Annotated in this window: 15 protein-coding genes; 4 read left to right on the top strand and 11 right to left on the bottom strand. The window is 45.5% G+C overall.

The annotated features are described in order from the left end of the window. Positions 1 to 13: 13 nt before the first annotated feature. On the bottom strand, positions 14 to 988 hold the full coding sequence (locus tag T456_RS0115160; RefSeq protein WP_024866863.1) for a nucleoside hydrolase: 975 nt from the start codon (positions 986 to 988) through the stop codon (positions 14 to 16). A gap of 190 nt (positions 989 to 1178) precedes the next feature. Then, positions 1179 to 2498, bottom strand: a complete 1320-nt coding sequence (locus tag T456_RS0115165; protein ID WP_024866864.1) for an MATE family efflux transporter — start codon at positions 2496 to 2498, stop codon at positions 1179 to 1181. Positions 2499 to 2680: 182 nt separating this feature from the next. Here T456_RS0115165 and T456_RS21600 point away from each other — a divergent pair, with 182 nt between their 5' ends. Next, a complete protein-coding gene (locus T456_RS21600; protein ID WP_024866865.1) occupies positions 2681 to 3076 on the top strand; it encodes a hypothetical protein in 396 nt (131 codons plus the stop codon). On the opposite strand, the gene T456_RS0115175 is transcribed toward T456_RS21600, so the two are convergent. Beyond that, complete coding sequence (locus tag T456_RS0115175; protein WP_024866866.1) at positions 3066 to 3557, bottom strand: NUDIX hydrolase; 492 nt, start codon at positions 3555 to 3557, stop codon at positions 3066 to 3068. The two genes, T456_RS21600 and T456_RS0115175, sit on opposite strands and share 11 nt — an antisense overlap. Positions 3558 to 3713: 156 nt before the next feature. On the opposite strand from T456_RS0115175, the gene T456_RS0115180 reads away from it, so the two are divergent. Further along, positions 3714 to 3941, top strand: a complete 228-nt coding sequence (locus T456_RS0115180; protein WP_024866867.1) for a bacteriocin — start codon at positions 3714 to 3716, stop codon at positions 3939 to 3941. 279 nt (positions 3942 to 4220) lie between these two features. Here T456_RS0115180 and T456_RS23480 read toward each other — a convergent pair whose 3' ends face one another. From T456_RS23480 to T456_RS20415, 6 genes are all read right to left on the bottom strand, one after another. Beyond that, a complete protein-coding gene (locus T456_RS23480; RefSeq protein ID WP_024866868.1) occupies positions 4221 to 7841 on the bottom strand; it encodes a glycosyl hydrolase 53 family protein in 3621 nt (1206 codons plus the stop codon). Between the two features lie 257 nt (positions 7842 to 8098). Next, a complete protein-coding gene (locus T456_RS0115190; protein ID WP_197026907.1) occupies positions 8099 to 10009 on the bottom strand; it encodes an EAL domain-containing protein in 1911 nt (636 codons plus the stop codon). A gap of 65 nt (positions 10010 to 10074) precedes the next feature. Further along, the gene (locus tag T456_RS20405) at positions 10075 to 10836 is read right to left on the bottom strand and encodes a response regulator (protein ID WP_024866870.1); all 762 of its coding nucleotides are present in this window, start codon (positions 10834 to 10836) and stop codon (positions 10075 to 10077) included. 3 nt (positions 10837 to 10839) lie between these two features. Beyond that, entirely contained in the window at positions 10840 to 14646 is a 3807-nt protein-coding gene (locus tag T456_RS21605) for an EAL domain-containing protein (protein WP_024866871.1), read from the bottom strand. Between the two features lie 32 nt (positions 14647 to 14678). Continuing rightward, positions 14679 to 15902 (bottom strand): EAL and HDOD domain-containing protein, encoded by a 1224-nt coding sequence (locus T456_RS0115205; RefSeq protein WP_024866872.1) that lies wholly within the window; start codon positions 15900 to 15902, stop codon positions 14679 to 14681. Positions 15903 to 16099: 197 nt separating this feature from the next. Next, a complete protein-coding gene (locus tag T456_RS20415; protein WP_278246943.1) occupies positions 16100 to 17011 on the bottom strand; it encodes a glycosyltransferase family 2 protein in 912 nt (303 codons plus the stop codon). A 95-nt stretch (positions 17012 to 17106) separates the two neighbouring features. Here T456_RS20415 and T456_RS0115215 point away from each other — a divergent pair, with 95 nt between their 5' ends. Further along, positions 17107 to 18249 (top strand): glucose-1-phosphate adenylyltransferase, encoded by a 1143-nt coding sequence (locus T456_RS0115215; protein ID WP_024866873.1) that lies wholly within the window; start codon positions 17107 to 17109, stop codon positions 18247 to 18249. After that, complete coding sequence (gene glgD, locus T456_RS0115220; protein WP_024866874.1) at positions 18249 to 19367, top strand: glucose-1-phosphate adenylyltransferase subunit GlgD; 1119 nt, start codon at positions 18249 to 18251, stop codon at positions 19365 to 19367. The genes T456_RS0115215 and glgD overlap by 1 nt, the downstream gene beginning before the upstream one ends. Before the next feature lie 175 nt (positions 19368 to 19542). Here the strand turns inward: glgD and T456_RS0115225 are convergent, their stop codons facing one another. Continuing rightward, positions 19543 to 21264 (bottom strand): methyl-accepting chemotaxis protein, encoded by a 1722-nt coding sequence (locus tag T456_RS0115225; RefSeq protein ID WP_024866875.1) that lies wholly within the window; start codon positions 21262 to 21264, stop codon positions 19543 to 19545. Positions 21265 to 21465: 201 nt separating this feature from the next. Next, a complete protein-coding gene (locus T456_RS0115230; RefSeq protein WP_024866876.1) occupies positions 21466 to 23535 on the bottom strand; it encodes a methyl-accepting chemotaxis protein in 2070 nt (689 codons plus the stop codon). Positions 23536 to 23764: the final 229 nt, after the last annotated feature.

Below are 23764 nucleotides of genomic sequence, written 5' to 3' on the forward strand. Positions count from 1 at the left end.
CTGTTTATAGCTTTCAATTTATTTCTTTTATTATGGTTTCAATAGCTTCCGGCTTAACATCAAGGAGCCTTGTTAAGAACATTTCCCAGAAAGCTCTTTTATCAACCTCTGTGTAAATAACGGCGTTACTCTCTTTTTTGTAGAATCCCATGGAGTCTACCACGGTCTGTCCCATGCTTATTCCGCCTGTCTCCACATCGGTGTAGGCCTCAAAGCCCTTAAGGATATCCGGATCGATAAACTGTGCAACAGCCAGCGGGTCATTTATAACGCAGCCCCTTATGTGCTCCCACTCCCAGTGGAACTTAAAGTAGAAGTCCGTTATCTTCTCCACGAACTCTCCCACCTTGGGATTTATCTTTTTCATGGACAAAAGAATCTGCGGCGTAAGCACAATCTGTCTTGTGACATCAAGTCCCACCATCTCAAGCTTGCGATGGTTTTCATAGAGGGTCTCAAACACCACCCTGGCGCTGTGAGGGTCTTCCCAGTAGTTGTACTCCGCAACCGGCGAGCAGTTGCCGTGGCTTCTGAAGTTGCCTCCCATGGAGACCAGTCTCTCAATGGAAAGGAATGCCTCTTTATCCTCATCAATAAGATCCGCAAGGTTTGTCAGAGGTCCCAATGCCACCACTGACACATCCCCTTCTTTAAGGGTCCGTCTCATAAATGAAACCGCAGACTCCTCAGGGATTTCCTGTCCTTCAACCTTTGGTAAAAAACTCTCTCCAAGGCCGTCCTCCCCGTGGGTATCCAGGGCATTTACATATTCTCTTTCTCTTGGTCTGTCTGCGCCCACATAAACCGGAACATCCAGCCTTCCAAGGAAGCTCAGGATTCTCTTTGCATTGTCAAATCCAAGCTCCACAGGGGAATTGCCGGCAACTACGGTTATTCCCAAAACCTCAACTTCAGGGCTCTTAAGCGCCAGCATTATGGCCAGGGAATCATCGATTCCGGGGTCGCAGTCAATAATGATCTTCTTCATTTTTCTCCTGGGGATCTGCACAGAAAGTTACTATAGAATAAAAAAGGCTCTGCCTTCGCAGAGCCACATAGATAAGCATAGTTATTCCATGTAGTCCTGGTTTTGTTTATCGACAGGAAGGTACAAATGAACTGTCGTTAGTCGCGAATTAGAATTATACATCCGCCTTTCATTATTTGCAAGGAGTAATTTATCCGATCTGTTTGATCCAGCTTCCCTTGAAATAATAGATGATAAAAACGATGGTGCTCACTGACCAGGTCAGAGGATATGCCCAGAAGATCACGTTCACCACAGGAATTATCCTTACGATTATGGTGATATAGGTGATACGAAGAAGGCACCAGCTTGAGAGCATTACTATCATGGGGATAGTGGTCTTGCCTGCTCCTCTGTAGATTCCCGCAAGGCAGTGACTAAGGGCCAGAAGACAGTAAAACAGAGACTCGGTCCTGGCCTGAGTGGTTCCGATAGCGATAACTCCGGGCTCTCTGGAGAACATACTTAAGAATACCGGAGCAAATATAAACACGATAACACCGATTATCTCCGCGCAGCTTACGCTGATGGCACTTCCTATTATGGAACCCTTCCTTACTCTCTCCACTTCTCCCGCTCCAAGGTTCTGGCTGACAAAGGTTGTGAGAGCCATGCACATACAGGTGATAGGCAGAAAGACAAATCCCTCGATCTTGAAATAACTTCCGCAGGCCGCCATTGCCACAGATCCGAAGGCATTGATGTTGGACTGAAGCACAACGTTTCCTATTGCAATGACGCTGTTCTGTATTCCCGTGGGAAATCCAAGGGCAAGTTCCTTCTTAAGAAGTTCGCCGTCCATTTTAAGTTTTCTTATATATATCCTGTGAGGGCCATCCACTCTTGTGAGCTTTACAAAGGCTAGAACCGCGCTGACAAACTGAGCGATTATGGTAGCAAAGGCCGCTCCTCCTATACCAAATCCAAGGAACTTAACAAAGGTTATATCCAGAATGGTATTGAGGACAGTGCTGACCATAAGATAGTACAGAGGACGCTTGGAATCTCCCACAGCCTGGAAGACGCCGCAGCAGGCGCTGTACATTATGTTACCAAGACCTCCCAGGAAATACGTCCTGAAATACAGCACGGAGTTTGGCATAACGTCGGCAGGAGTGCCCATCCATCCAAGGATCACCGGGGTAAAGAAAAATCCCACCACCGACAGTGTTATTCCCATAATGAAGGCAAAGGCGATTCCCGTATGGGCCGCCATTGAAACTCTATTATAATCCTTTGCTCCGTAGCTCTTTCCTATGATAACGCTACTTCCCATGAACAGTCCGTTAATGAATCCCACCATGAGAAAGATCAGGCTTCCCGATGTGCTGACTGCTGCCAGTGCCTCTTTTCCCAGGACATTTCCCACAACTACGGAATCCACAATATTGTAAAGCTGCTGCAGGAGCTGTCCGAAGAACAGTGGAATGGCAAACAGAACCAGATTTTTGGTAATAGAACCTTTAGTCATATGTTAACGCTCTCTTTATCGTTAGTTTATAATTGTCCCGTTTTGTTTATGAACACAATATATTGTTTAGGCTTTTTAGCCATTGTTTATGATTGTAGTGCTTGAAAAAGCTTATAATTATAATATCTTAATCGTTTAAGTAACTATTGACCCAACACCACTTTACAGGGGGAGATGTAAAAATGGATACAGCATATAGTGTTTACAGAGAAATACTTATTTGGGACAACAAAAACAGAAGAGCTGAGATCATCAGACAGCAGAGAAAGACTCTGGCAAGATCAATTGCACTTGTGACTCTTCTGACATCAATTACAGTAGCCGCAATATTCTGGGGAACAAGCATTACGCCCAAAGCCAGCAGCGAATCCCCCAGGATCAAATATTATACCACCTACAGCGTAGGCGCATCCGAGTCATTATACAACATTTCCCGGGACTATGTTAGCAGTGAGTATTCAGGAGTAGATGAATATATGCACGAGGTATGTCTTATCAACCATATCGACGATGCAAGCGACATCAAAGCCGGTGATATGATCGTGCTTCCCTACTACTCTTCAGAATTCAAGGAGTGATATCCTTTCCGTCAAGCACCGCCTCCCTGAGATTGTCCTCAATATCATAGGTCATTTTCAGGGAAAAGAAATCCCGTCTTTCTTCAAGAAGTCTGAAAAAAATCCTGTCTCCTTCCCAGAGATTCAGGTCATAGACGTCTTTTTTCCCAACGAAAACAAGCTCTCCTTCATTACAGAATGCCGGTTCTCCATCGGGACATGGTGCCGTAAACAGGCTCATGAGCTCGTAGTCTCCCTTGTCGGAGATAAAGGTCACAATCCCCCGGTACTCAAAATCCTCAAGAGGGATATCATAGCCTGTCTCCTCAAGGACTTCTCTTTTTACGCATTCTTCGGGGCTCTCGCGGTCTTCAAAATGTCCCCCAACTCCTATCCACTTATCTTTATTTATATCGTTCTTCTTGGACACTCTGTGAAGCATCAGGTACTTATCGTCTCTCTCAAGATAACACAGCGTTGTCAGCTGAAAATCCGTTGTCATGATCGTTCTCCAAAAAAAATCTTTTTCTAATCATATCACAAGACTAAAAAAACAATAAATTTACTAAAATCACCGGTTAGAATTTTCCTTCCCGGTTTTCCTTCGTATATAATTATAGCAAATCAAATTCATATATCTGAAAAGGAGATGATACCGATGGATGAGAAAATCTTAAATAGTGATGAGATCATCAGCGAGTTGGACGAATCAGAGCTTGCGGAAATAACCGGAGGCATAGATACCCTTGACGAGATAAAAGAGGACCTTAAGGGTAAGCTTCCCGCCTTTGATATTCTTCTTAAGAAATGCCCCAGGTGCGGAGGTTATTGTCCCAGTGTTACAGCATTTGCCATCCACTGGAAGACAGCCCACATAGGGGAATAATTCATGGCATGATAACAAAACACATTTGATCATAAGATGTGATAATCAGCGCATTTTAATGACATAGCAGCCCCTGATACCTCTGTACAGAAATGTGCAGTTCTCGGACGAGGATGATGATTTTCAAAACGAAGAAAGCAGCAAATGCCGATTGCTCTGAGCAACGTCGAAATGAGGCATTTGCTGCTTAATGAGTTTTAGAAAATCGCACCGCAGACGAACACAAACATTTCTGTGTAGACGTCTCAGGGGCTGGATGTCAAAAGTTGCTGTATTCTATCAGCGGATAAGCACTCCGCTCTCATCGAACTTATAGGTCCGGAAGAGGATCCTGAGCTTACCTGTAGCCATGGTTCCGTCAGCCTTGAAGTAATAGGTCTTGCCGTTCTCTGTAAGCCACTTAGCTCTTGCCATGTGACCGTCTCTCTCAAAGTAGTAGGTCTTATCGCCCACTGCAACTCTTCCTGTCTGCATGATACCGTCTTCATCAAAGTAGTATGTCAGAAGAAGAGTTCTCATAAAGCCTGTGACCATGGCGCCGTCATAGCCAAAGTATCTGGTTCCCTCATTGAACTTAACGAACTTGCCCCATACAAGGCTTCCGTTCGGCCTGAAGTAATAGGTCTTACCGTCGATCACATTAAGACCCTTTACAAGACTGCCGTCGTTTCTTACAAAATAGGTACTTCCAAAGCGCTTCTTCCAGTTACCGGTCACTCCGGACTTCTCATCATCGCCGTCTTCGATAACGGGTTCCTCAGGCTCCTGGGGAGCTACGTAGTCGCCGGTCTTATAGAGATAGAAGTCATCCCAGGCACCCCAGGCTCCTGCCTGTGCCTTGACGCTTACGCCGATCACAACCTCGGTTCCATCAGCAGTAACAATAATATCCGTAACCTCAGGATTTGCCCAGTTCTGCCATCCTGTTACGCCTGTATCAACTGAATACTCTTCGCCGCCTGTAACCTTTGCGTAGAGCTTAAACTCAGCATTATCTCCGGCGTCTCCGCCCTCAATATATGTTCCAAGCTTATAGATACCTGCAGGCAGAGTCACTGTCTGCTCAGCGGTATAATCAATGTCCGCATCATCCCAGAACTTGAGGCAATAGCTTCCGGTCCTTACGTTGGAGCTGTCGGCCTGCCTTCCCACGCAGCTATTGGCATCGGTGATGGTCCACATGGTCATGTCTGAATCTTCAAATCCGGGATTAATAACGTTGTTTACGGGATTGATGGTGAGCTTGCAGGTAACATCAGCACTCTCGCCCTCTTTGATCTCAACTGTTCCCTTTATCTCATAGCTTCCGATGCCTGCTGCCAATGCCGCATCAAGATCTTCACTGTTCCAGCTTACTGCAAGTTCTTTTTTGCTTCCGTCTGAATAGCTTACAACTGCAGTTTCGGGAAGGACTACTTCCTGTCCAACCTCCACTGTCACATCCTCGGCTTTTACAGAAGTTACCACTACAGGAGCTGTAGCTCCGGTTCTTACGTAGTTGTATATCATGGCAGAATCAAGAGGATGTCCCGTAAAGTCAAACCACGCCTCGTTATCCACAGCAGATCCGCCGTACCAGGTACCTGCATCCTTGTCATAGCTTCCTGCATAAGAGCTTGCCCAGCCGCTTCCGTAGGTCTCCCAGATCTCTTTGTTCTGTGCAAGGATCTCATCCTTATTCTCTGCAGCGCTGTCATATACCTGAACCGGAATCCATGCAGGTTCCCAGTAGAAAACGCCTATACCGTTCTTAGTATTTGCCACGGTATTTATAACTGCTCTTACGGCATTGGCCTGTCCCTGAACAGAGACATCGTAGCTGTAGGTATCGCCGCTCTTGCCTTCGTACTCGGTATTGCCGTGTCCGTCGCCGTCCTCCCAGGTATGGATATAGGAAGTCTCAGCCACCATCACCATCTTGTCATAGGTGTTTGCGATATTTGAAAGAACTGAATTAAGGTTCTCCAAAGTTCCGTGCCAGTAAGGATAGTAGGAAGAAGCAAATACATCATAGTCAACGCCGTATTTATCAAGGTTCGAAGCATAGGTTGCGTAGTTGCTGCTCTTCTCGGGATTGGTGAAGTGAACCGCAACAAGGATTGTCATGTCCTTGTCTGCTGCCACTGCCCTTACTCCGCGGCTTCCGGCTGAGAATATCTTCGCCATGTTTTCCCAGCTCTTTTCACCGGCAACACCGTTGTTGGTCTCGTTGCCGATCTGTACCATTCCAACGTTAACGCCGCTTCCGATAAGGCTCTCAAGGCTATCCTTTGTAAATTCCTCTATAGCCTGTGCCTTCTCATCTGTACTCATTCCGGCCATGGACTTAGGCGCGGTCTGCTTGCCGGGATCTGCCCAGAAGTCTGAGTAGTGGAAATCGATAAGTACCTTCATTCCGGCGTTTGTAGCCCATACGCCGATTTTTCTGGCAACCTCAAGGTCACAGTTTCCGCCGCCGTAGGAGTTGCCGTTTGTATCCGTGGGATCGTTCCAGACACGGATCCTTACATAGTTGACGCCGCAGCTCTTAAGAAAATCAAAGAATCCCTGATCTGAAAGCTCGTTTCCGTCGTAGTCGTAGTACTTAACACCGCTGTTTTTCTCTGCAACATAGGAGCTGACATCAACACCTGTGATAAAGTCAACGTCTGCCGCAGAAACCTTCTCTACATAGATGGGAGCCTCAACAGCTGTATCCTCTTCCTTCTCTGAAAGGGTCAAAAGAGCTATGTCATCAAGATCACCCCAGTATCCGGCGGGAACATTTCCCTCTATAACAAGCGTAAGGTCTGTATCTTCCTCAAGGGTAAACTCGCCGCTCTCAAGACTGTACCAGTCGTTCCAGCCCTTTGTAGCTCCAAGGGGAAGAGAAACCTTCTCATCACCTGAAAGGTCCACAGCCTTAAAGGTAAGGCCCGCTTCATCCGTCTCACCCTCAACCTTAAGGGAGAGCTTGTAGGTTCCTGCCTTTACTGCGCCTACAGTCTGGGAAATCGTAAGTGCTGCTTCGGTGTCAGTCTCGTTCCAGTAGTTAAAAAAGTTTGTGGTATTTCCGGATGCGTACTGATCTGTCTTTACAAGAGTTCCGGCACTGTTGCCGTCTGCTCCGGGCATATCCACTGTCCAGCCGTTTGTATCACCGGTCTCAAAGTCGCCGTTTACGATACTTCCGGAATTTGCCCAGTCATACTCCGTATCGCTTCCTTCGCCGTCTGCTCCTGTATTTGATGAAGATCCGCCTCCCTGGTTCTCCTCATCCTCAGATGAACCTTCGGAAGAAGCTTCCCCCGAACCCTCTTCATCAGATGAATCCTCCCCGGCATTGTCCGAAGCTTTCTTTTCAATCTTAACATTATTGACATATCCCCAGCCGTCCTTGGAAACATCAAGCACAAGACTGACTGTTGCGGCCTCCATATCCTCAGTTGCCGGGAATTCAAAGGTCCCGGTAAGCCAGTTATTGTAACCGGTAAGTTCAGTCTTCTCAGACTTCTCACCGTTTATATCAAGATAAAAAGAGGCTTTCTCACCCATACACTCGGAGGATACCTCATAGGTTCCTTCAGAAAGTGCTATATCCTGTGAGAATGTCAAAACTCCGTCTCCCTCTCCGAACCAGAAGTTCACTCCCGTATCGGAGCCATCCGAAGGTGCGCTCATCCACTGATCGCTTGAATAGGTAAAAGACTTTATGGAAGCGCCTGTAGCATCCCAGTCGTATACAGAAACAGTCCAGCCACTGTCACTTCCCCAGATATCTTCGGAAAAATCTTCGTTTACAAGACAGGTACCGGCATCATTCGGCTCATCGGCCATAACCGTAAGAGATGACATATTTCCCAGCACCAGCGAAGATATCAGCAGGGCGTTGCAGAATCTTTTTAATACATTCCTCTTCATTTCATTTCCTCCCAAATTCCAAATTTCATTGCACTATTTGCGCAACTTTTGCGCAACATGGTCCGTGAGCAAAAACCATGTTAACGCGCAAAAATAATGGACCCATAGACTATCCTAGTCCACAGGTCCATGTTTTTCAATTGAACGGTTGATACAATTTCGTATCGTCCTGTTTGTAAAAAAAGTATAAACACCGCATATTTACTGATGCGCAACAAAGCGCAATTTTTACGGAATTATATGGGCATTTTGACGAATCATCTTCCTTCCCCGTCATAATAGAGTTCTTTATGCCAGAACTTTATCTGGAGCTCATTCTTTGTCACCCTCTGTGACAAATAGTCTCCGCTTATGAGATCTGCAGGCAGATCTTTGATTCTATCAAACAGTTCTTTTGTATCTATGCCGGTAAATATGATATCTTTTCCCAGCTCTTTGATCATGGCGCATCTGTTCCTGAGCATCAGGTCAACCTTTTCATCCGCTACAGCCTGATAATGCCTTCCGATATTTATGACAACACCCTTGAACTTTTCCATGCTTCTGGGACTCATCCCAAGAAAACCGGCTTCATCATTTATCAGGAAAAAGTTGACTCCCATCTGCAGGAACTGATCCTCAACGCTATCCAGAACATCCGGCGCCTGCATTACTATGGTGTCACTAACATCAAATACAAGATTCCTCGGATCGACCTCATATTTCTCCATCAGCTCTTTTACCTTGCTGGCAAAGTCATTCTTAAGCACCTGAACAGAGATAATATGGATTGCCAGTACCCTTATTTCCCCTTCCTCTTTATTTCGCTCAAGGCCTGTCTTTAAGAATTTGATGGCAGCCTCGGTCATCCGGTTTTGAAGTTCCACACTAAAGCCTGATTTTTGAGCCGCAGCATTGAACTCGCTAAAGCGCACATCCCCCAGAACGCTGTCCTTCAGAGTCAAAAGAGCTTCCGCAGAGACAATAAGCCTTGAATCCTTATGGTAAACCGGTCTGTACATCACCAGGAAATTTTCCTCGTTCATGCCACGGACAATGGCCTTGTCCACCTCCACCCTTCGAAGAAGGAAATCCAGGTCTTTTCCTCTGTAAAGAACCTTGTCCGTCTCATCTATATCCGCCTCTGATAAGAGCAGGATGTCATCGGCATTGTCAAATTCCTCGGGACACCTTACGCAGAGGATCTTCACCTTGATATTCATGGAGCCGTTTGATATCTGCCAGGAATCCGCAAACCTGTCCCTGATCTTTTCAAGTACACTGCTTATCTCATCCTGAGTGGCATCGGGACATATCAAAAAGAAATGTCCCCCTGTTGTCCTGTAGGCCTCATATCCCGGTCCCAGGTCCATAAGGAAATCCGCTATCCTTGTCAGGATCAGATCGTAATTTTCATAACCTGTTATCTTTCTGTATGCTTCCGCGTTTACCACGCGAACGCAGATGACATTGAAATCTCTTTTCACCGTAAGGGCAGACTTCAGATCATGCACAAGGGCTGATTTGTTCCTGGCATTGGTCTTATAGTCGTTGCGGCTCTCCTCGCCTTCTATCATGATCATGACTCCGAGAAACCCTATAGCCTCTGTCATGAGCTCACATTTTATATCGGGGAAGATCATCTGGACTATGGTTCCGATAATGGCAAGTCCAAGGAAATAGAACAGGGCCGCCTTCTGAATGACATGCATGCTGTTCCAGTATTTCGCAAGCACATAGAAGCAGGAAAACAGATATATTCCACTTATGATATATACCACAAATATGGCCTTGCCTCTGTAATACCATAAATTCTCATCCCAAACAAAGATAAGGCGGGTAAAGGGATTGGAGAGCACAAGAAGTTCGATACCGACAACGGGAAGAAGTCGCAGAATAAGACTGCGCCTTCCCAGAGTGTGATACACATCGCACACTATCATGATGTAGACCCAAAAAACAGGTATCAAAAGAAAATGCGTGAGGTAATACAGATATTTGCAGATGTAACTTACTAAAAACCTTACTCCATAGGAAAGGTCAGCCCTGGCTATTATTTCGGACCCGATACTGGTAATACAGCCTACGAGAGTAATGATGATAAGGGCATCAAAAAGACGACTGCGAAGCCTTTTCTTTTTGTTGTTTCGTATCACAGTCGTATAGAAAACACATGTTAAACTGACCATAACGGCAGCCACCCTGAAGGATAGGTCACCCGCAGGCCCAATACCTGTCATAACTTACTCCGGTCTTAATCTTTGGTTTTCCTGAAAAAATTATCCAGTGTTGCCAGAAGTTTGTCCTTAGAAATTGATTTCAAAAGATAATCGGCAGGCTTAAGTGAGATAACATCGGTTACGCTCTTTCTGTCATTCTTTCCCGTAAGGAACATAACGGGGGTGGAATTGGAGAAGGATTCGCTCTTAAGCATCTCCATTACCTTAGGTCCGTCCAGTACCGGCATATCATAATCAAGAAGGATAAGATCCGCCTTGTTGGTGGCAAGCCAAGCCACAGCCTGTGTGCCGGAATTTGCCATTCCTACACGGTAGGTGTCCTTAAGCCACTCTCTTACCATCTGAAGATAAGTAAGATCATCGTCCACTATAAGGATACTTTTCCTTCTCTGCTGCTCATATTCATCGTCAGTTACTATCATGATCTTGCTCATAAGATCAGACATATCAAGAGGTCTTGAAATCTCAAAGGCAACATCTTCCTTTGGCACATATCTGTGCACAAACTCAAAGGCCTCCTTATCACCTATGACCATAAGGATCATGTTCTCATACATGCACAGGTCCTTAAGGTAAACCATGGCATCACTGTGCTTGTCTACCTCTGCGTCTGTATAGAACAGAATAAGGGAACTGCCCTTCCATTTTGCATTAAGGGAAGCCACTGAAAAGTCAGCTTCCTCCAGAATGAAATGGGCGTCCTTGATCATGTTTTTTATAGCGTTTACCAGAAACGTTTCCTCGTTTCTTACCAGCAAGATCTTTTTGTTGAACATAGTTTACTCCTGTGCGTTAAGGCCTTCGGTGGCAAGGTTTGAGATCTGATCCCACTGCAGTTTGTATGCCATGTTTCCGATGCTTCGCATTCTCTTTTCATCTTCCTCCGGCAGTCTGTATTTCTTAACAGAATCCAGGACAAAGGTAATGGTATCATAGTCGAGGGTTTTGCTGACTTCTATGATCGTCTGATAGGCGTCCTTCATCTGGGCAGCTGTTATCTCTTCCTTTTCGGATTCGTCCTTGGAATCCACTTCTTCTCCCGCTATCTCCGGCACCATGGACAGGCACTTCTTAACTGCCAGATGAAGCTCAAGAAGATCCTTCTGACTGTCTTCTATTGTCTTTGTGTCATTCTCGTTCCCGGCCTTTTCAAGCATTTCAGCCATCTTCGACAGCTCTTTTGCCCCGATGGTCCTGCTGGTGCTCTTAAGGGAATGAACGTAGCTTGTATAGTCCTTAAGGTTTTGAGATTCAAAGGCCTCTTTTATGTTGCCCTCGATCATGTCGGCGGACTCATAGTAGACCTTGAGAATAGCAAGATAGCTGTCTGCATTTCCGCAGTTCCTAAGGCCTGCCTCTACATCTATGCACTCCTCCAGGGCCTTGAGCCACTCAGGTCTTGCTTCATCGCCGGAAGGATTCTGAGTTTCATTTTTCTCTTCCGGGTCCGGCGCCAAAGTAAGTATCACCTTCTCCTTGGGAAGGAACTTTATCATGGTCTCTTCCAGCTTGTCGCTCTCAACGGGCTTACTTAAATAATCGTCAAAACCTTCTCTGATAAAGTTCTCTCTTGCTCCCGAAATGGCATTGGCTGTAAGGACAATAACGGGAGTCTCTCTGTTGAGACTGTCCGAATCTTTCTTCATAAGTGCCAGGGTCTCGATTCCATCAAGCTCCGGCATTCTGTAGTCCAGGAAAATAATGTCGAACTTTTCTTTTTTCTGCCTCTCCAGACACTCTGCTCCGCTTCTTGCGGATTCCACAATAACCTTAGTCGGCTTAAGGAGCTCTTTTATTACCACATGGTTCATGGGCGTATCGTCCACCACAAGGATCTTCGCATCCGGAGCTGTGAACCGTTCCTTGTAATCCTTGTGTTCTCCGTTGCTGTGAGAAAGCCTTGTACTGAAATCGCCAAGAGGTTCGTCGCTTAAAACCTTCTGAGGAAGGTTCATAATAAAGGACGATCCTTCACCATACTGGCTCTCCACCTGTATGCTGCCGCCCATAAGATCAAGCAGCGAACTGGTTATGGCAAGTCCAAGTCCGCTTCCTTCCACGGTCTTGTTCTTGTCTATATCAACTCTCTTGAACTTGTCAAAGAGCACCTGTCTGTCTTCTTCTTTTATTCCTATACCCGTATCCTTGACGATTATATTAAGGACTATGGAATTGTCGAAATTTCTTTTCCCTGATATTCTCAGGCGCACATATCCTTCGGAGGTGTACTTGACTGCATTATTAAGTACATTGACCATGATCTGGCGAAGACGCATCTCATCTCCGAAAAGAGTCGACGGAAGGTCATCATCTATATCGAAGACAAGATCAAGGTTCTTTTGCTCTGCCTTGATATGTACCATGTTGTAGACGTCGTTAATGACAGAGCCAAGATCATAAGCCGCCTCATGGATCTCCATGCTGCCCGCTTCAATCTTGGAGAAGTCAAGGATATCGTTGATAAGGGACAAAAGAGTTCTTCCCGCCCCTTCAATGTTCCTGGCGTATTCAAGGATATTATCATCCTTACACTCTCTTAGGATCACCTCATTCATGCCAAGAACTGCATTGATAGGGGTTCTGATCTCATGGGACATATTGGCCAGGAATGCACTCTTTGCTTCACTGGCTGCCTTGGCTCTTCTCTCCTCCATCCTGGCAAGTTCCGTTGCACGAAGGATGGCGATAAACTCGTTCTTGGTGATGGGTTCCGAGAAAAATCTGCCCTTGAGATAATCAGCTTTAACGCCCTTGATGTTGTCAAGCTTATCCTGGGAGTCCACCTTATCTATAAGGATTATCTTGCCCATCTGATTCATGATCTTCAGACGGTTTTCCATGATGATCTTGTTCTGGGTGGGCCTTTCTCCTGTCTGGGCAACCAAAGCGGCATCCACCTTGGCGCCTTCGAAGGAAAGGGTGGATACGGATTGCACGTTAAAGAAACCTGATCCGTACTCATCAATAAAGAACCTGATTCCGTCGGCCTCAAGTTTAGTCATTACGTTACCAAGAACATCCTGCTCCGTTGATGCAGCTGACTCTGAAATATCAAATACAACCTGGGACGGTCTTACTCCGTATCTGCTAAGAAGCTCACGTACCCTGGAAATAAAGTCGGATTTAATGAGCTGTACCGAAGAAAGTCCTATCTCAATGAACTCAAGACCCATTTCCTCAGCGATACCGCCTCCCAGAAAATACATTGAGTTCTCCATGGTAAACCAGCCAAGTTCTTCAATGATTCCCGTCTGCTCAGCGATGGGAAGGAACTCCCCGGCACTTAGCTTGCCAAGCTCATTGTCTTCAAACTCAAGCACCGCCTGAGCAGCACATATCGAAAGATCCTCCTTGGTGTAGATGGGTTCAAACATGACTCTGAAGTTGTCACCGCCGATGCCTCTTTTTACAGCCTTTTCAATCTCGGCACGCCTGATAAGGAAATCCAGGTCATTGCGGCGAAGAACATGATCATATTCAGACTCGATGGAGCTGTCCGAAAGGAAAAGAAGGTACTCAAGGGATCCGAACTGATCCGGAGATGAGGCCTGAAGTACCAGTGTTTTAAGCAGTACCTTGTTCTCATCTCTCTCCCATTCAGTCTTGAATCTTCCGAAGATTTTTTCGGAAGTCATATCCGCCGTGGGCTGAGTGATCTCGGGACACACAAGCACAAAGCAGTCCGATCCTACCCTGTATACATCGAACTTGGGATCAAAGGAAGCAAGGTAACTTACTATATCCGTGAGGATAGCCTCGAACTCCTCATATCCCGTGATCTTACGATACACATCAGCATTGGTGATCCTTATACAGATGGTAAAGAACTGTCTGCCATACTTGAAGTAGCTGCCGATATCCTTGATGAAGGCATTCCTGTTGTAGGCCTCGGTGGGCTGATCAAGTCTGTCGTCATCGTTCTCGATGACTATCATCAATCCCATAAGAGCGATGGCTTCGCAGAGAAGTTCAATATTGATACTGGGGACGATCATCTGCAGAAGTGTTCCCGCTATTACCACAACAAAGAAATATATCAGCGTTACCTTCTTTAAATACTTAAGGATATTCCAATACAGGTACAGGGCCACAATGGAAAACAGCACATAGAAGGCAGCCTGAAAATAGGCGATGTAAACGCCGGGCCCCCTGTGATAAACAAGTTCACTGTCGTATCTGTAGACGAAATGTGTTAAGGGATTGGTGAAAACAATGATCTCAAGAAGATAGAAAGGTACCGCAAGAACAAGCCTTGCAGTTCTTGAGAACCTGTAGGACACATTGCAGACCATGACAATGTAAAGAGCAAACATGGGCGCAATGGCAAAGTGGGTCAGATAATAGAAAAAATGCAACCCATTGATAAATGTGCGCTTCAGCTCATAGGCAAGTCCGCTGCTTAAGAGAAACTCACCAGAAATAACCGTAGCTGCATCCAGGATCACAATTACGATAAAAGCAATAAAAAGCTTATTCTGAAACCTCAGCTTCTTTTTCATTACCAGCATGTAGAAAAGACACGTCACGGCAACGATGATAGCTGCAAGGTTAAATGTTACATTGCCTACTCCGGAAACATCGACCATATATAAAACCTCGGAAAACAGAAGCAAATCCCTTATGAGGGGATAAGGTCACGGTACCATCTAAGTGCCTCCAGATATGAATTGTAAATATGGTCCATATCCAGATCATCAAGGACCATCAGCCTGGAAACCTCCGTCCAGTCAGCGTCCTCGTAGCGCTTTATGAAATACATAACTTTGGCAAAATCACCTTTTCCTTCAAGGAGAGCCTCTTTGACGTTCTTTGATACCTGAACCATATTAAGAGCCTCTTCCATGGTCTTATCCAGCATGATATCAAGGGCAGAGAAAAGACCCATGATAAACAGCTCCTGGCTCTGCATTGCCAGGTCAAAGTCCCTGGCGATATTCTCGGCAAACTTTGCCCTTATCATAACAAGCCTTACAATCTCACTCGGCTTATCAGCGCACAGTTCCTTGGTAACAGCCGTGTTGATCCATCTCTTTAATTCCTTCTGGCCAAGCATGGCTGCGGCATGTCTTATGGATGTGATCTCCGAGTTAAGAGCCATCCTGTTAACTATTTCAAGAAGCGAGATAACAAGAGCAGGATCTTTTCCGATAACATCGGCAGCGTCGGTCAGATCGTAATCCGGGGCATTTACCACATTGAGAAGCTCTATGTAGTTCACCTTAAGGGGACTGACATCGGTCTCGGATTTAAGTATGGGCATTCTGAAGAAGCTTCCCTCGTAGAGGTCATAGCCGCCGTCCTTTACCAGCTCGTCGTACTGCTCCTTGGTGTCCACATTAACAGCGCAGAGCTTGATATTCGGATACTGACACTGGAAATAGATCTTGGCCTTGGCAATGTCGATCTTCATGTGGTCAAGAAGTATGTAATCGCAGCGGGAAAGGATCTCCTTATAGGGTTCAAAACTGGTGATGGGAAGTTTTCTCATGGCCAGCTTATAGCCCTGCTCCTTGAGTTCCTTCACTCTCTTTATAAAATTATCTTCTGCGAGTATTGTATTATCCATCAGCAGTACAACCTTAGGGGCGGGAACGGTGCACTGCAGCGATATTTCGGAAAATAATGAAAACTGATTGACGGGAACAAAGACCTCCTTGCCCCCCGACAAAGTGGTTACGCCCATACTGCTCACGACTTCAAGTTCGCTCACGGTTCCGGCGCCGTCAAATCTTGCTCCGCCCATAAGACTGGGATTTAGGAAGAGATTCTCCTTGCGGGCAAAGACAGAATATGCACAGACAGTCATTTTGTCATCAAAAAGAGGTATCAACGTAGCAAGCATATAATTCTCCTTTCAACTACCGTAAAGACATACTCCCACTTATCTCTATTGTACCCTATCAATTTGATTAAACAAATAATATTTTTATTAAATTCCGTCAACAATGAGCCAAGTGCTCGCAGCCGGGTAGCAGAAAAAAGCCGCAACCCCGAAACATACGGGATTACGGCTTTGTAAGCTAATATAAGTATTAATTTTCAGTATGTAGTCTTGTCTATTATGTATCTGGGTCTACCCTTCACTTCCTCATAGATCTTGGAAATGTAGAATCCGATAACTCCAAGTCCCAGCATGATAAAAGAGCCGGTGAAGCACTGCAGGATAATGACAGTGGTAAAGCCTTCCTGAGCTTTGCCTTCAAAGAAGGTAACAAGAGCTTCCACAGTTGCTCCAAGACCTACCACAAATACGATAAGCCCCATAATGGTCACCAGCTGCATGGGAGCCGATGAGAAGGATGCTATATTGGTCAGTGCATATTTGATAAGGGACTTGGTACTCCACTTGGAGACTCCTGCCTCCCTCTCTCTTACGTCATACTCAACCTGTATGGACTTAAATCCGATCCAGGAAGACAGAGCCCTGAAAAAGGCGTTCTTCTCATTCATGTTAAGGAGGACATTCATGGCCTTTCTGTCGATGAGCTTGAAATCCGAAGCCCTTGACATATCAAAGCCTGCCGACTCACTCATGATGCTGTAAAAGCTCTTGGCTGCAAATCTGTGAAGTCCGCTCTCTTTGCCGCGGCTTCTCTTAACTCCCTCTACTATCTCATAGCCCTGCTCCCAGAGCCTGTACATCTCAACAATCTTCTCCGGCGGATGCTGAAGGTCGCAGTCGATAACAACACAGCATTCTCCCTGCGCCTCTGAGATCCCTGCGAAAATAGCTGACTCTTTTCCAAAGTTACGGGAAAAACAAACGCCCTTCACATTGGTATTGGAAGAAGCAGCTTCGGTGATCTTCTCCCAGGTGGAATCCTTGGAACCGTCATTTACAAACAGCAGCTCGTGAGGAATGTCCGCCTCACTAAGGGTCTTATCTATAACAGATACCGTGGTGGGTATCATCTCTTCTTCATTGTATGCGGGAATAACGACGGATAGCACTTCAAATCCGCTCCTTTCGTGCTTGATTAAAGTCTTTGCACATTATATCATAGATTATAAGGTATTTCTATTAACATCAGACAGGGGGAACAGCTATGGCTCAAAACGAAATGTTAGCTATGATACTGGCCGGCGGTCGTGGAAGCAGATTGAAAGACCTTACCACAAAAGTTGCCAAACCGGCAGTATTCTATGGTGGAAAATATCGTATCATAGATTTTCCGCTCAGTAACTGCGCCAACAGCGGTATTGACATTGTCGGCGTTCTGACTCAGTATGAATCCGTTCTTCTCAACAGTTATGTAGCACAGGATGGCCGTTGGGGTCTCGACTCCAAGGACAGCGGTGTATACGTTCTTACTCCTCGTGAGAAAGCTGATGAAGGTCTGGATGTCTATCGTGGCACAGCTGATGCCATTTCACAGAATATTGATTTCATCGACACCTACGATCCCGAGTATCTTCTTATTCTCTCAGGCGACCACATCTACAAGATGAATTACGCCAAGATGCTTGAGTACCACAAGGCCATGAACGCCGATGCCACCATCGCGGTTCGCGGAGTTCCTATGAAGGAAGCCAGCCGTTTCGGTATCATGAACACCGACGGTAAGGGCAGGATCGTTGAGTTCGAGGAGAAACCTGCTAAGCCCAAGAGCAATCTTGCATCCATGGGTATCTATATCTTTACCTGGAAGCCTCTTCGCAAGATGCTTGTTGAGGATATGAAGAATCCCAATTCCAATCACGACTTTGGTAAGGACATCATACCCAAGATGCTCAATGATAAGAAGGGTCTTTTTGCTTATGAATTCAAGGGCTACTGGAAGGACGTTGGAACCATCGACTCCCTCTGGGAAGCAAATATGGATCTTCTTGATCCCAAGAATCCTTTGAGCCTTAACGATTCCTCATGGCTTATCTACACAGAGGATGTATCCACTCTTCCTCAGTACATAGGTAATGATGCCAAGATCAAGTGCGCATACATAACCCAGGGTGTCCGTGTTGAAGGCAGCGTTACCAATTCGGTTCTCTTCACGGGAGCCGTTGTGGAAAAAGGCGCCAAGGTAATCGACAGCGTACTGATGCCGGGAGTTGTGGTTGAAGAAGGTGCAACCGTAACAAGAGCTCTCGTTGCAGAGAATGTCCGCATAGGAGCTAAGGCAAGGATCGGTTCCAAGAACAGTGAGAATATTGAACTTGTTGCTAAAAATGTGAAAGGAGGAACAAAATGATGTCAATTAAAGCTTTTGGTATAGTTTCCTCCCCGGATAACAGCGTACATGTAGAGGGCCTTCAGGACTACCGTCCCATCGGTGCCTTCTCTTTCCTCGGAAGATTCCGTGTTATCGACTTCCCTATTTCCAACATGAGCAACAGCGACATCAACAGGATCCAGGTCTATGTTCAGTCCCGTCCAAGATCAATCGCTGAGCACGTAGGATCCGGAAGACATTACAACATCAACAGTAAGCGCGGTAAGATACAGCTTCTTTTCTCAGAGAACAGCTCTTCCCGCTCAATTTACAACAACGATATTTCCGCATATCTGGAGAACATCGACATCATCCAGCGTATGCACCAGGAGTACGTTATCATCGCTCCCAGCTACATGGTTTACAAACAGGATTACAGACAGCTTCTTGAGACCCACGTAGCTTCCGGCGCCGATATCACTCTCCTCTACCACAAGGTAGACAATGCCCGCGAATACTTCAAGAACTGCCACACCCTGTCCCTGAACAGACAGAAAGGTGTTCAGTCCATCGGCAAGAACATGGGCACAGCCAAGGATAAAAATATCTTCATGGAGACCTACTGCATGAAGAGAGATACCTTCGTTCAGCTTGTTAAGGCAGCCAGCTGGGAGTCCTCAATCTACACCCTCTCCGATATCGTAAACATCAAGTGCAAGGATCTGGATGTAAGAGGCTATCAGCACAGAGGCTATTTTGCAACCCTGACAAGTCTTAACGACTATTTCAATGCTTCTTTGGAGCTTCTCAACTATGATATTGCCAGCGACCTGTTCAGAGCAGAGTGGCCTATCTATACAAGGACAACAGACTCCTGCCCTACAGAGTACTTCGAGAGTTCCAAGGTTACCAACTCCTTTGTAAGTAACGGCTGTCTCATCGAGGGAACCGTTGAGAATTCCATCATCGGCCGTGGCGTTGTTATCAAGAAAGGCGCTGTGATCAGAAACTCCATCGTTCTTGCTTACGCCACCGTTGAAGAGGACATCCGCATCGAGAACGCCATCCTTGATAAGTGGGCGCACATCATCCACGCCAAGGAGATCATCGGCGAACCCGATGCCCCGCAGTATATTAAGAGACAGGATACGCTCTAAATGTACGCTCTAAATGTACGCTCTAAATGAGCCACGCAGGACAATAAGGAAGCAGCTGTGAGAGTGCTTGCACTCTGTCACAGCTGCTTTTTTATTGGACTATGCGGCGAATGCCGCGATAACGAGGAACCGCGAAGCGGTTTCGAGTTTACCCGGGGCTCATTTAGGCTATAGCTTACAATCTGTACTTCTTTACAATCTCATCCAGCTCGCCGGACTGACTGTTGATCCCTGCCGATCCGTCGGAAATCACGTGTACCATTGCCAGTACTTCCTGGATTGATGCATTGGTCTCTTCCGATGCTGCCGCATTCATCTGAGCAGCTTCCTGAAGGTGCTCCATTGCAGAGCTCACCTTCTCGCAACTGTCTGTCATTGACCTGCTCACATCACCAAGGCTCTTGACTTCTTTCTCGATAATAGTAAGGTTATCGGAAATATCCTGGTACTTGGTTCTGGCATCGTCAACGCCCTGTACCTGGCGTTCAACAGCTTCTTTTACAGAATCACTCTGCTGGTTAGCATTGTCCACGTTAGCCTGGAGCTCTTTTAACATCTCAGTGATCTCGTTGGCACTTTGAGCTGAATCCTCCGCAAGCTTTCTGATCTCATCAGCCACAACAGCAAAGCCCTTGCCCATTTCTCCTGCTCTTGCTGCCTCAATGGAAGCATTGAGTGAAAGAAGGTTGGTCTGTGCAGCGATGCTCTGGATCATCTCCGAAGACTGACCAATCTTGGATGTACTCTCATTGATCCTGTTGATACTGTCAAATATTTCTGAGAAGGAACGCTCATTTTCCTTGGTAAGATTATACAGGTCATTCATTACCTGTGTTCCTGCCTTGCTGGCTTCATCGATCTGTGTGCTGGCTTGAGAGAGATTCTCTGATGTGGTCTCATTCTGTTTGATTATATCTCTCAAGGTTTCGATCTCACGCATGGAGTTATTGATGTCTTCAGCCTGCTCTCCTGCGCTCTCGGCAACATTGTTAACTGCTCCTGTGATCTCATTTACATTCTTAACAATGGAGTCTGATTTTTGGCTCATCTCATCGGACATGCCGCCAAGCTTCTGGGTAGAGTCAGATAGATCACCCATGATCTCACGGGTAGATTCCAGAAGAGCATTGTAAGCATCAGCAAGTTCTCCGATCTCATCCTTCTGCTTGATGGAAAGTTTCTTTGCAGTAAGGTCTCTTTGCGACAGAGTTGTAATTGAACTGCTGACTTTAATTATAGGCTTCAGAACCTGATTTAAAACAACGATAGCTATCCATATTGCCAAAACGATGTTTATCAGGGATAGAATGGCATTTACAATAACCATTGAGGTGGTAGCTTTATTGATCTTGGATACACTGTTTTCAACGTCATTCTCCATGGATTCTACCATGGCATCAACCTTCTCTGAAAATGTCTCGGTGGCTCCGTCAACTTCTTCCATCACCACATTGCCTGCATCTATTCCGACATCAATATACTGGTCAGCCATATAGGAGCACAAAGAATAAAGATCGTCATAGGATGCTTTCATATCATCCATCGCGGAAGCATAGTCCGGTCTGATACTCTTCATCTGACTGAACAGAGCGTAGATACTGTCCCTTACCTCTTCGACCTCTGCCAAAACCTCCCTGTCATGGGTGGCGGACATGTCGGTAAACAGCTCACAGGTATTAAGGCCATAATATCTGATATCCTCAGCTATCTCCATAGCTATAACATCCTGCTGCTGAAGTTCCTGTAGGTCATTCTTTATTGTTATGGTCCTTAACTGGGTAAAAGCAAGGGTTACCAGCAGGAAAACAATAATTGTTATTACCGGTCCTAGGGTCTTCAGTCCCAGGCCACTAAAGAAATTTCTTGATGATCCATTGTTTGATTCTTTGTTTGCCATGGCAGCGTCCTTTCACAATATTTCGTACAAAAATTCACTGTGACAACCATAGTATATGACACGCCATGTGAGATGTATATATATGCACCTTTTGTTTAATAGAATATTTATATATGGAAAGGCTGCCGCACTATTTCAGTGCGACAGCCCCTCTTGACCACTTAATAATTATTCAGTTTTCGATAAAATTAGTCTGACGTCTTATTTAAGTTTGAACTTTCCGACGATCTCACCAAGAGTTCCTGCTATCTCTTCCTGCTTGCTGGACATGTCGTTTACGTTGGAAACAACATCTGCAGCTGCCATTACGGAGTCATTAACTCTGCTGGAAAGATCTGCGGTGTCCTGAGTGGATTCTGCGATGTTCTGAATAGCCTTGGATACTTCTTCCATGGATGCTCTGATGTTTTCAACCATCTGAGCTATGTTCTCTGAAGATCCTCCGAAGGAATCAGCGTCATCACCGTACTGCTTGGCAACACTTACAAAATTATCATAGTCGGGAGTAACAGTCTCTTTAATGAATGTGAGAAGTTCTCCTGAAGAATTTGAAAGAGTTCCGAATGCTTCCTGTACTCCGTCAATAGTCTCTCTGATCTGTTCAACAGCCTCTGATGTGCTGCTGGCAAGCTTATTGATCTCGGAAGCAACAACTGCGAATCCCTTACCTGCATCTCCTGCTCTTGCAGCCTCGATACTTGCATTGAGTGAAAGGAGGTTGATCTGGTCTGCGATCTCAGCGATGGTGTCTGCCAGAGTTCCAATCTGATCCACAACCTTAGCCTTCTCATTGGCATCTTCAAGATCGGCTTCTCTCTGCTCAGCAATGCTGATCGCATTGTCATAAGCCTGTTTGCTCTGTCTCTCAATATCTCGTGCTCTGTTCTTGATATCAGTTGCTTCTGAACTTGTCTTTTCAGTTTCTGCAGCCAGCTGATGAACGGAAGCATTTACTTCTTCAACGGATGCGTTAACCTCCTCGGTAGCTGCACCTGATGACATCATAGCATCGTTAACACCGGAAATATTACCCTGAATGCTCGTAAACTGGCTTGAGAGTTCACTGGCCATGCTGGCAAGTCCTGTAGATGTCTCGGATACCTGAACCGACCCGTCGGAAATTTTACTGATAACGTCTCGGTTGTTCTCAAACATGTCATTGAGGGAATCACTCATCTGACCGAGTTCATCACCACTCTTGGTCTTGATCTTATCAACAGTGAAGTCTCCGCTTGCAAGGAGGCCTGCAAACTTCTTAACATTGTTGATGCTCTTGCTGATGCTCATTACATATACCCAGATAATAACAGCACTCAAAAGAAGAGCAATCACGCAGATGATGATAAGCTTTGTTGCTGCTGCCTTAACAGGCTCATCAAGCTCATCCACATCCATCCTTACCGCCATCTTCCAGTTAACTTCAGGGATTGTCTTATAAGTAAGAAGGATTGTCTTTCCAGCTTCCTGGAAAGCTCCCATCTGAGGTTCGGTGGATTCTGTACTCATAAGAATGGCACCGGCCTGTGCAAGAGATGCATTATCATCCTCTGTAACTTTAACGCCGTTCTGAACCTTCTGCTCATCCTGGCAGTATATATATGTTCCGACAGAATCAAACAAAAGAGCTGATCCTGTTCTGCCAACCTTAACGTTTCTTGCAAGGTCTTCTATATTTGTAAGCTCCATATCAACTGTTACACAGCCCACATAGGTGCTTCCGTCATATATGGGAGCTGAGCAGCTGGCCATTACCATACCTGAAGTGGGATCATAATATGGATCTGTGATAACTGCCTGGCCTTCACTCAACGCCTTGGCATTTGTATAGTATTCCTGATTAAAGTAGTCATACTCCGCATTACTGTAGTCCCAGGTCTCAACAATTTCTCCGCCGTCCTTATACCAGTACGGTCCGATATACTTTTCGTTAGGATCAAAAACATTGGGTTCAAACCAGATTCCGGATCCCAAAACAGAAGGGTTATTACTGATGATCTTAGTAATAGTACCTCTGTAGTTATCCATGGTCACAAATCTGTACGATGTGGATATCATCTCAGCAATGTCAACGCAGGAGGTTCTGATGATTTCAAGTTCTCCGTCAACGTTATTCACATTTGCTGTTACGGTCTGCTTCATGGTATCGCCCATAGCATCTTCTATTGAAGCGCTAAGCTGATTGCATGCTACAGCAGTCAGAATGATCATAGCGGCTGCCATAACTGGAAGGATACACAAAAGCATCTTTGCGCGCAGGCTCATTTTCTTCATCCGGTTACCCTCTCATTTCTCTGAATTAGTAATTTTAACTAAATTGCTTATATTTTTTAAGCATCATAATTATTGTACTATATCTGCACACAGCTCTGTTCTAAAAAAAGTATAAATATAAATGAAAAGATAATAAATGCCCGGAGTACCATATTCATGGTTTATCAACTTTTAATAATTGAAAATACGTCTTCCAACAACATGCTATGGTAGAATTAATAATGTGTCG

The organism is Butyrivibrio sp. FCS014, from assembly GCF_000526935.1.
Lineage (GTDB): Bacteria > Bacillota > Clostridia > Lachnospirales > Lachnospiraceae > Butyrivibrio.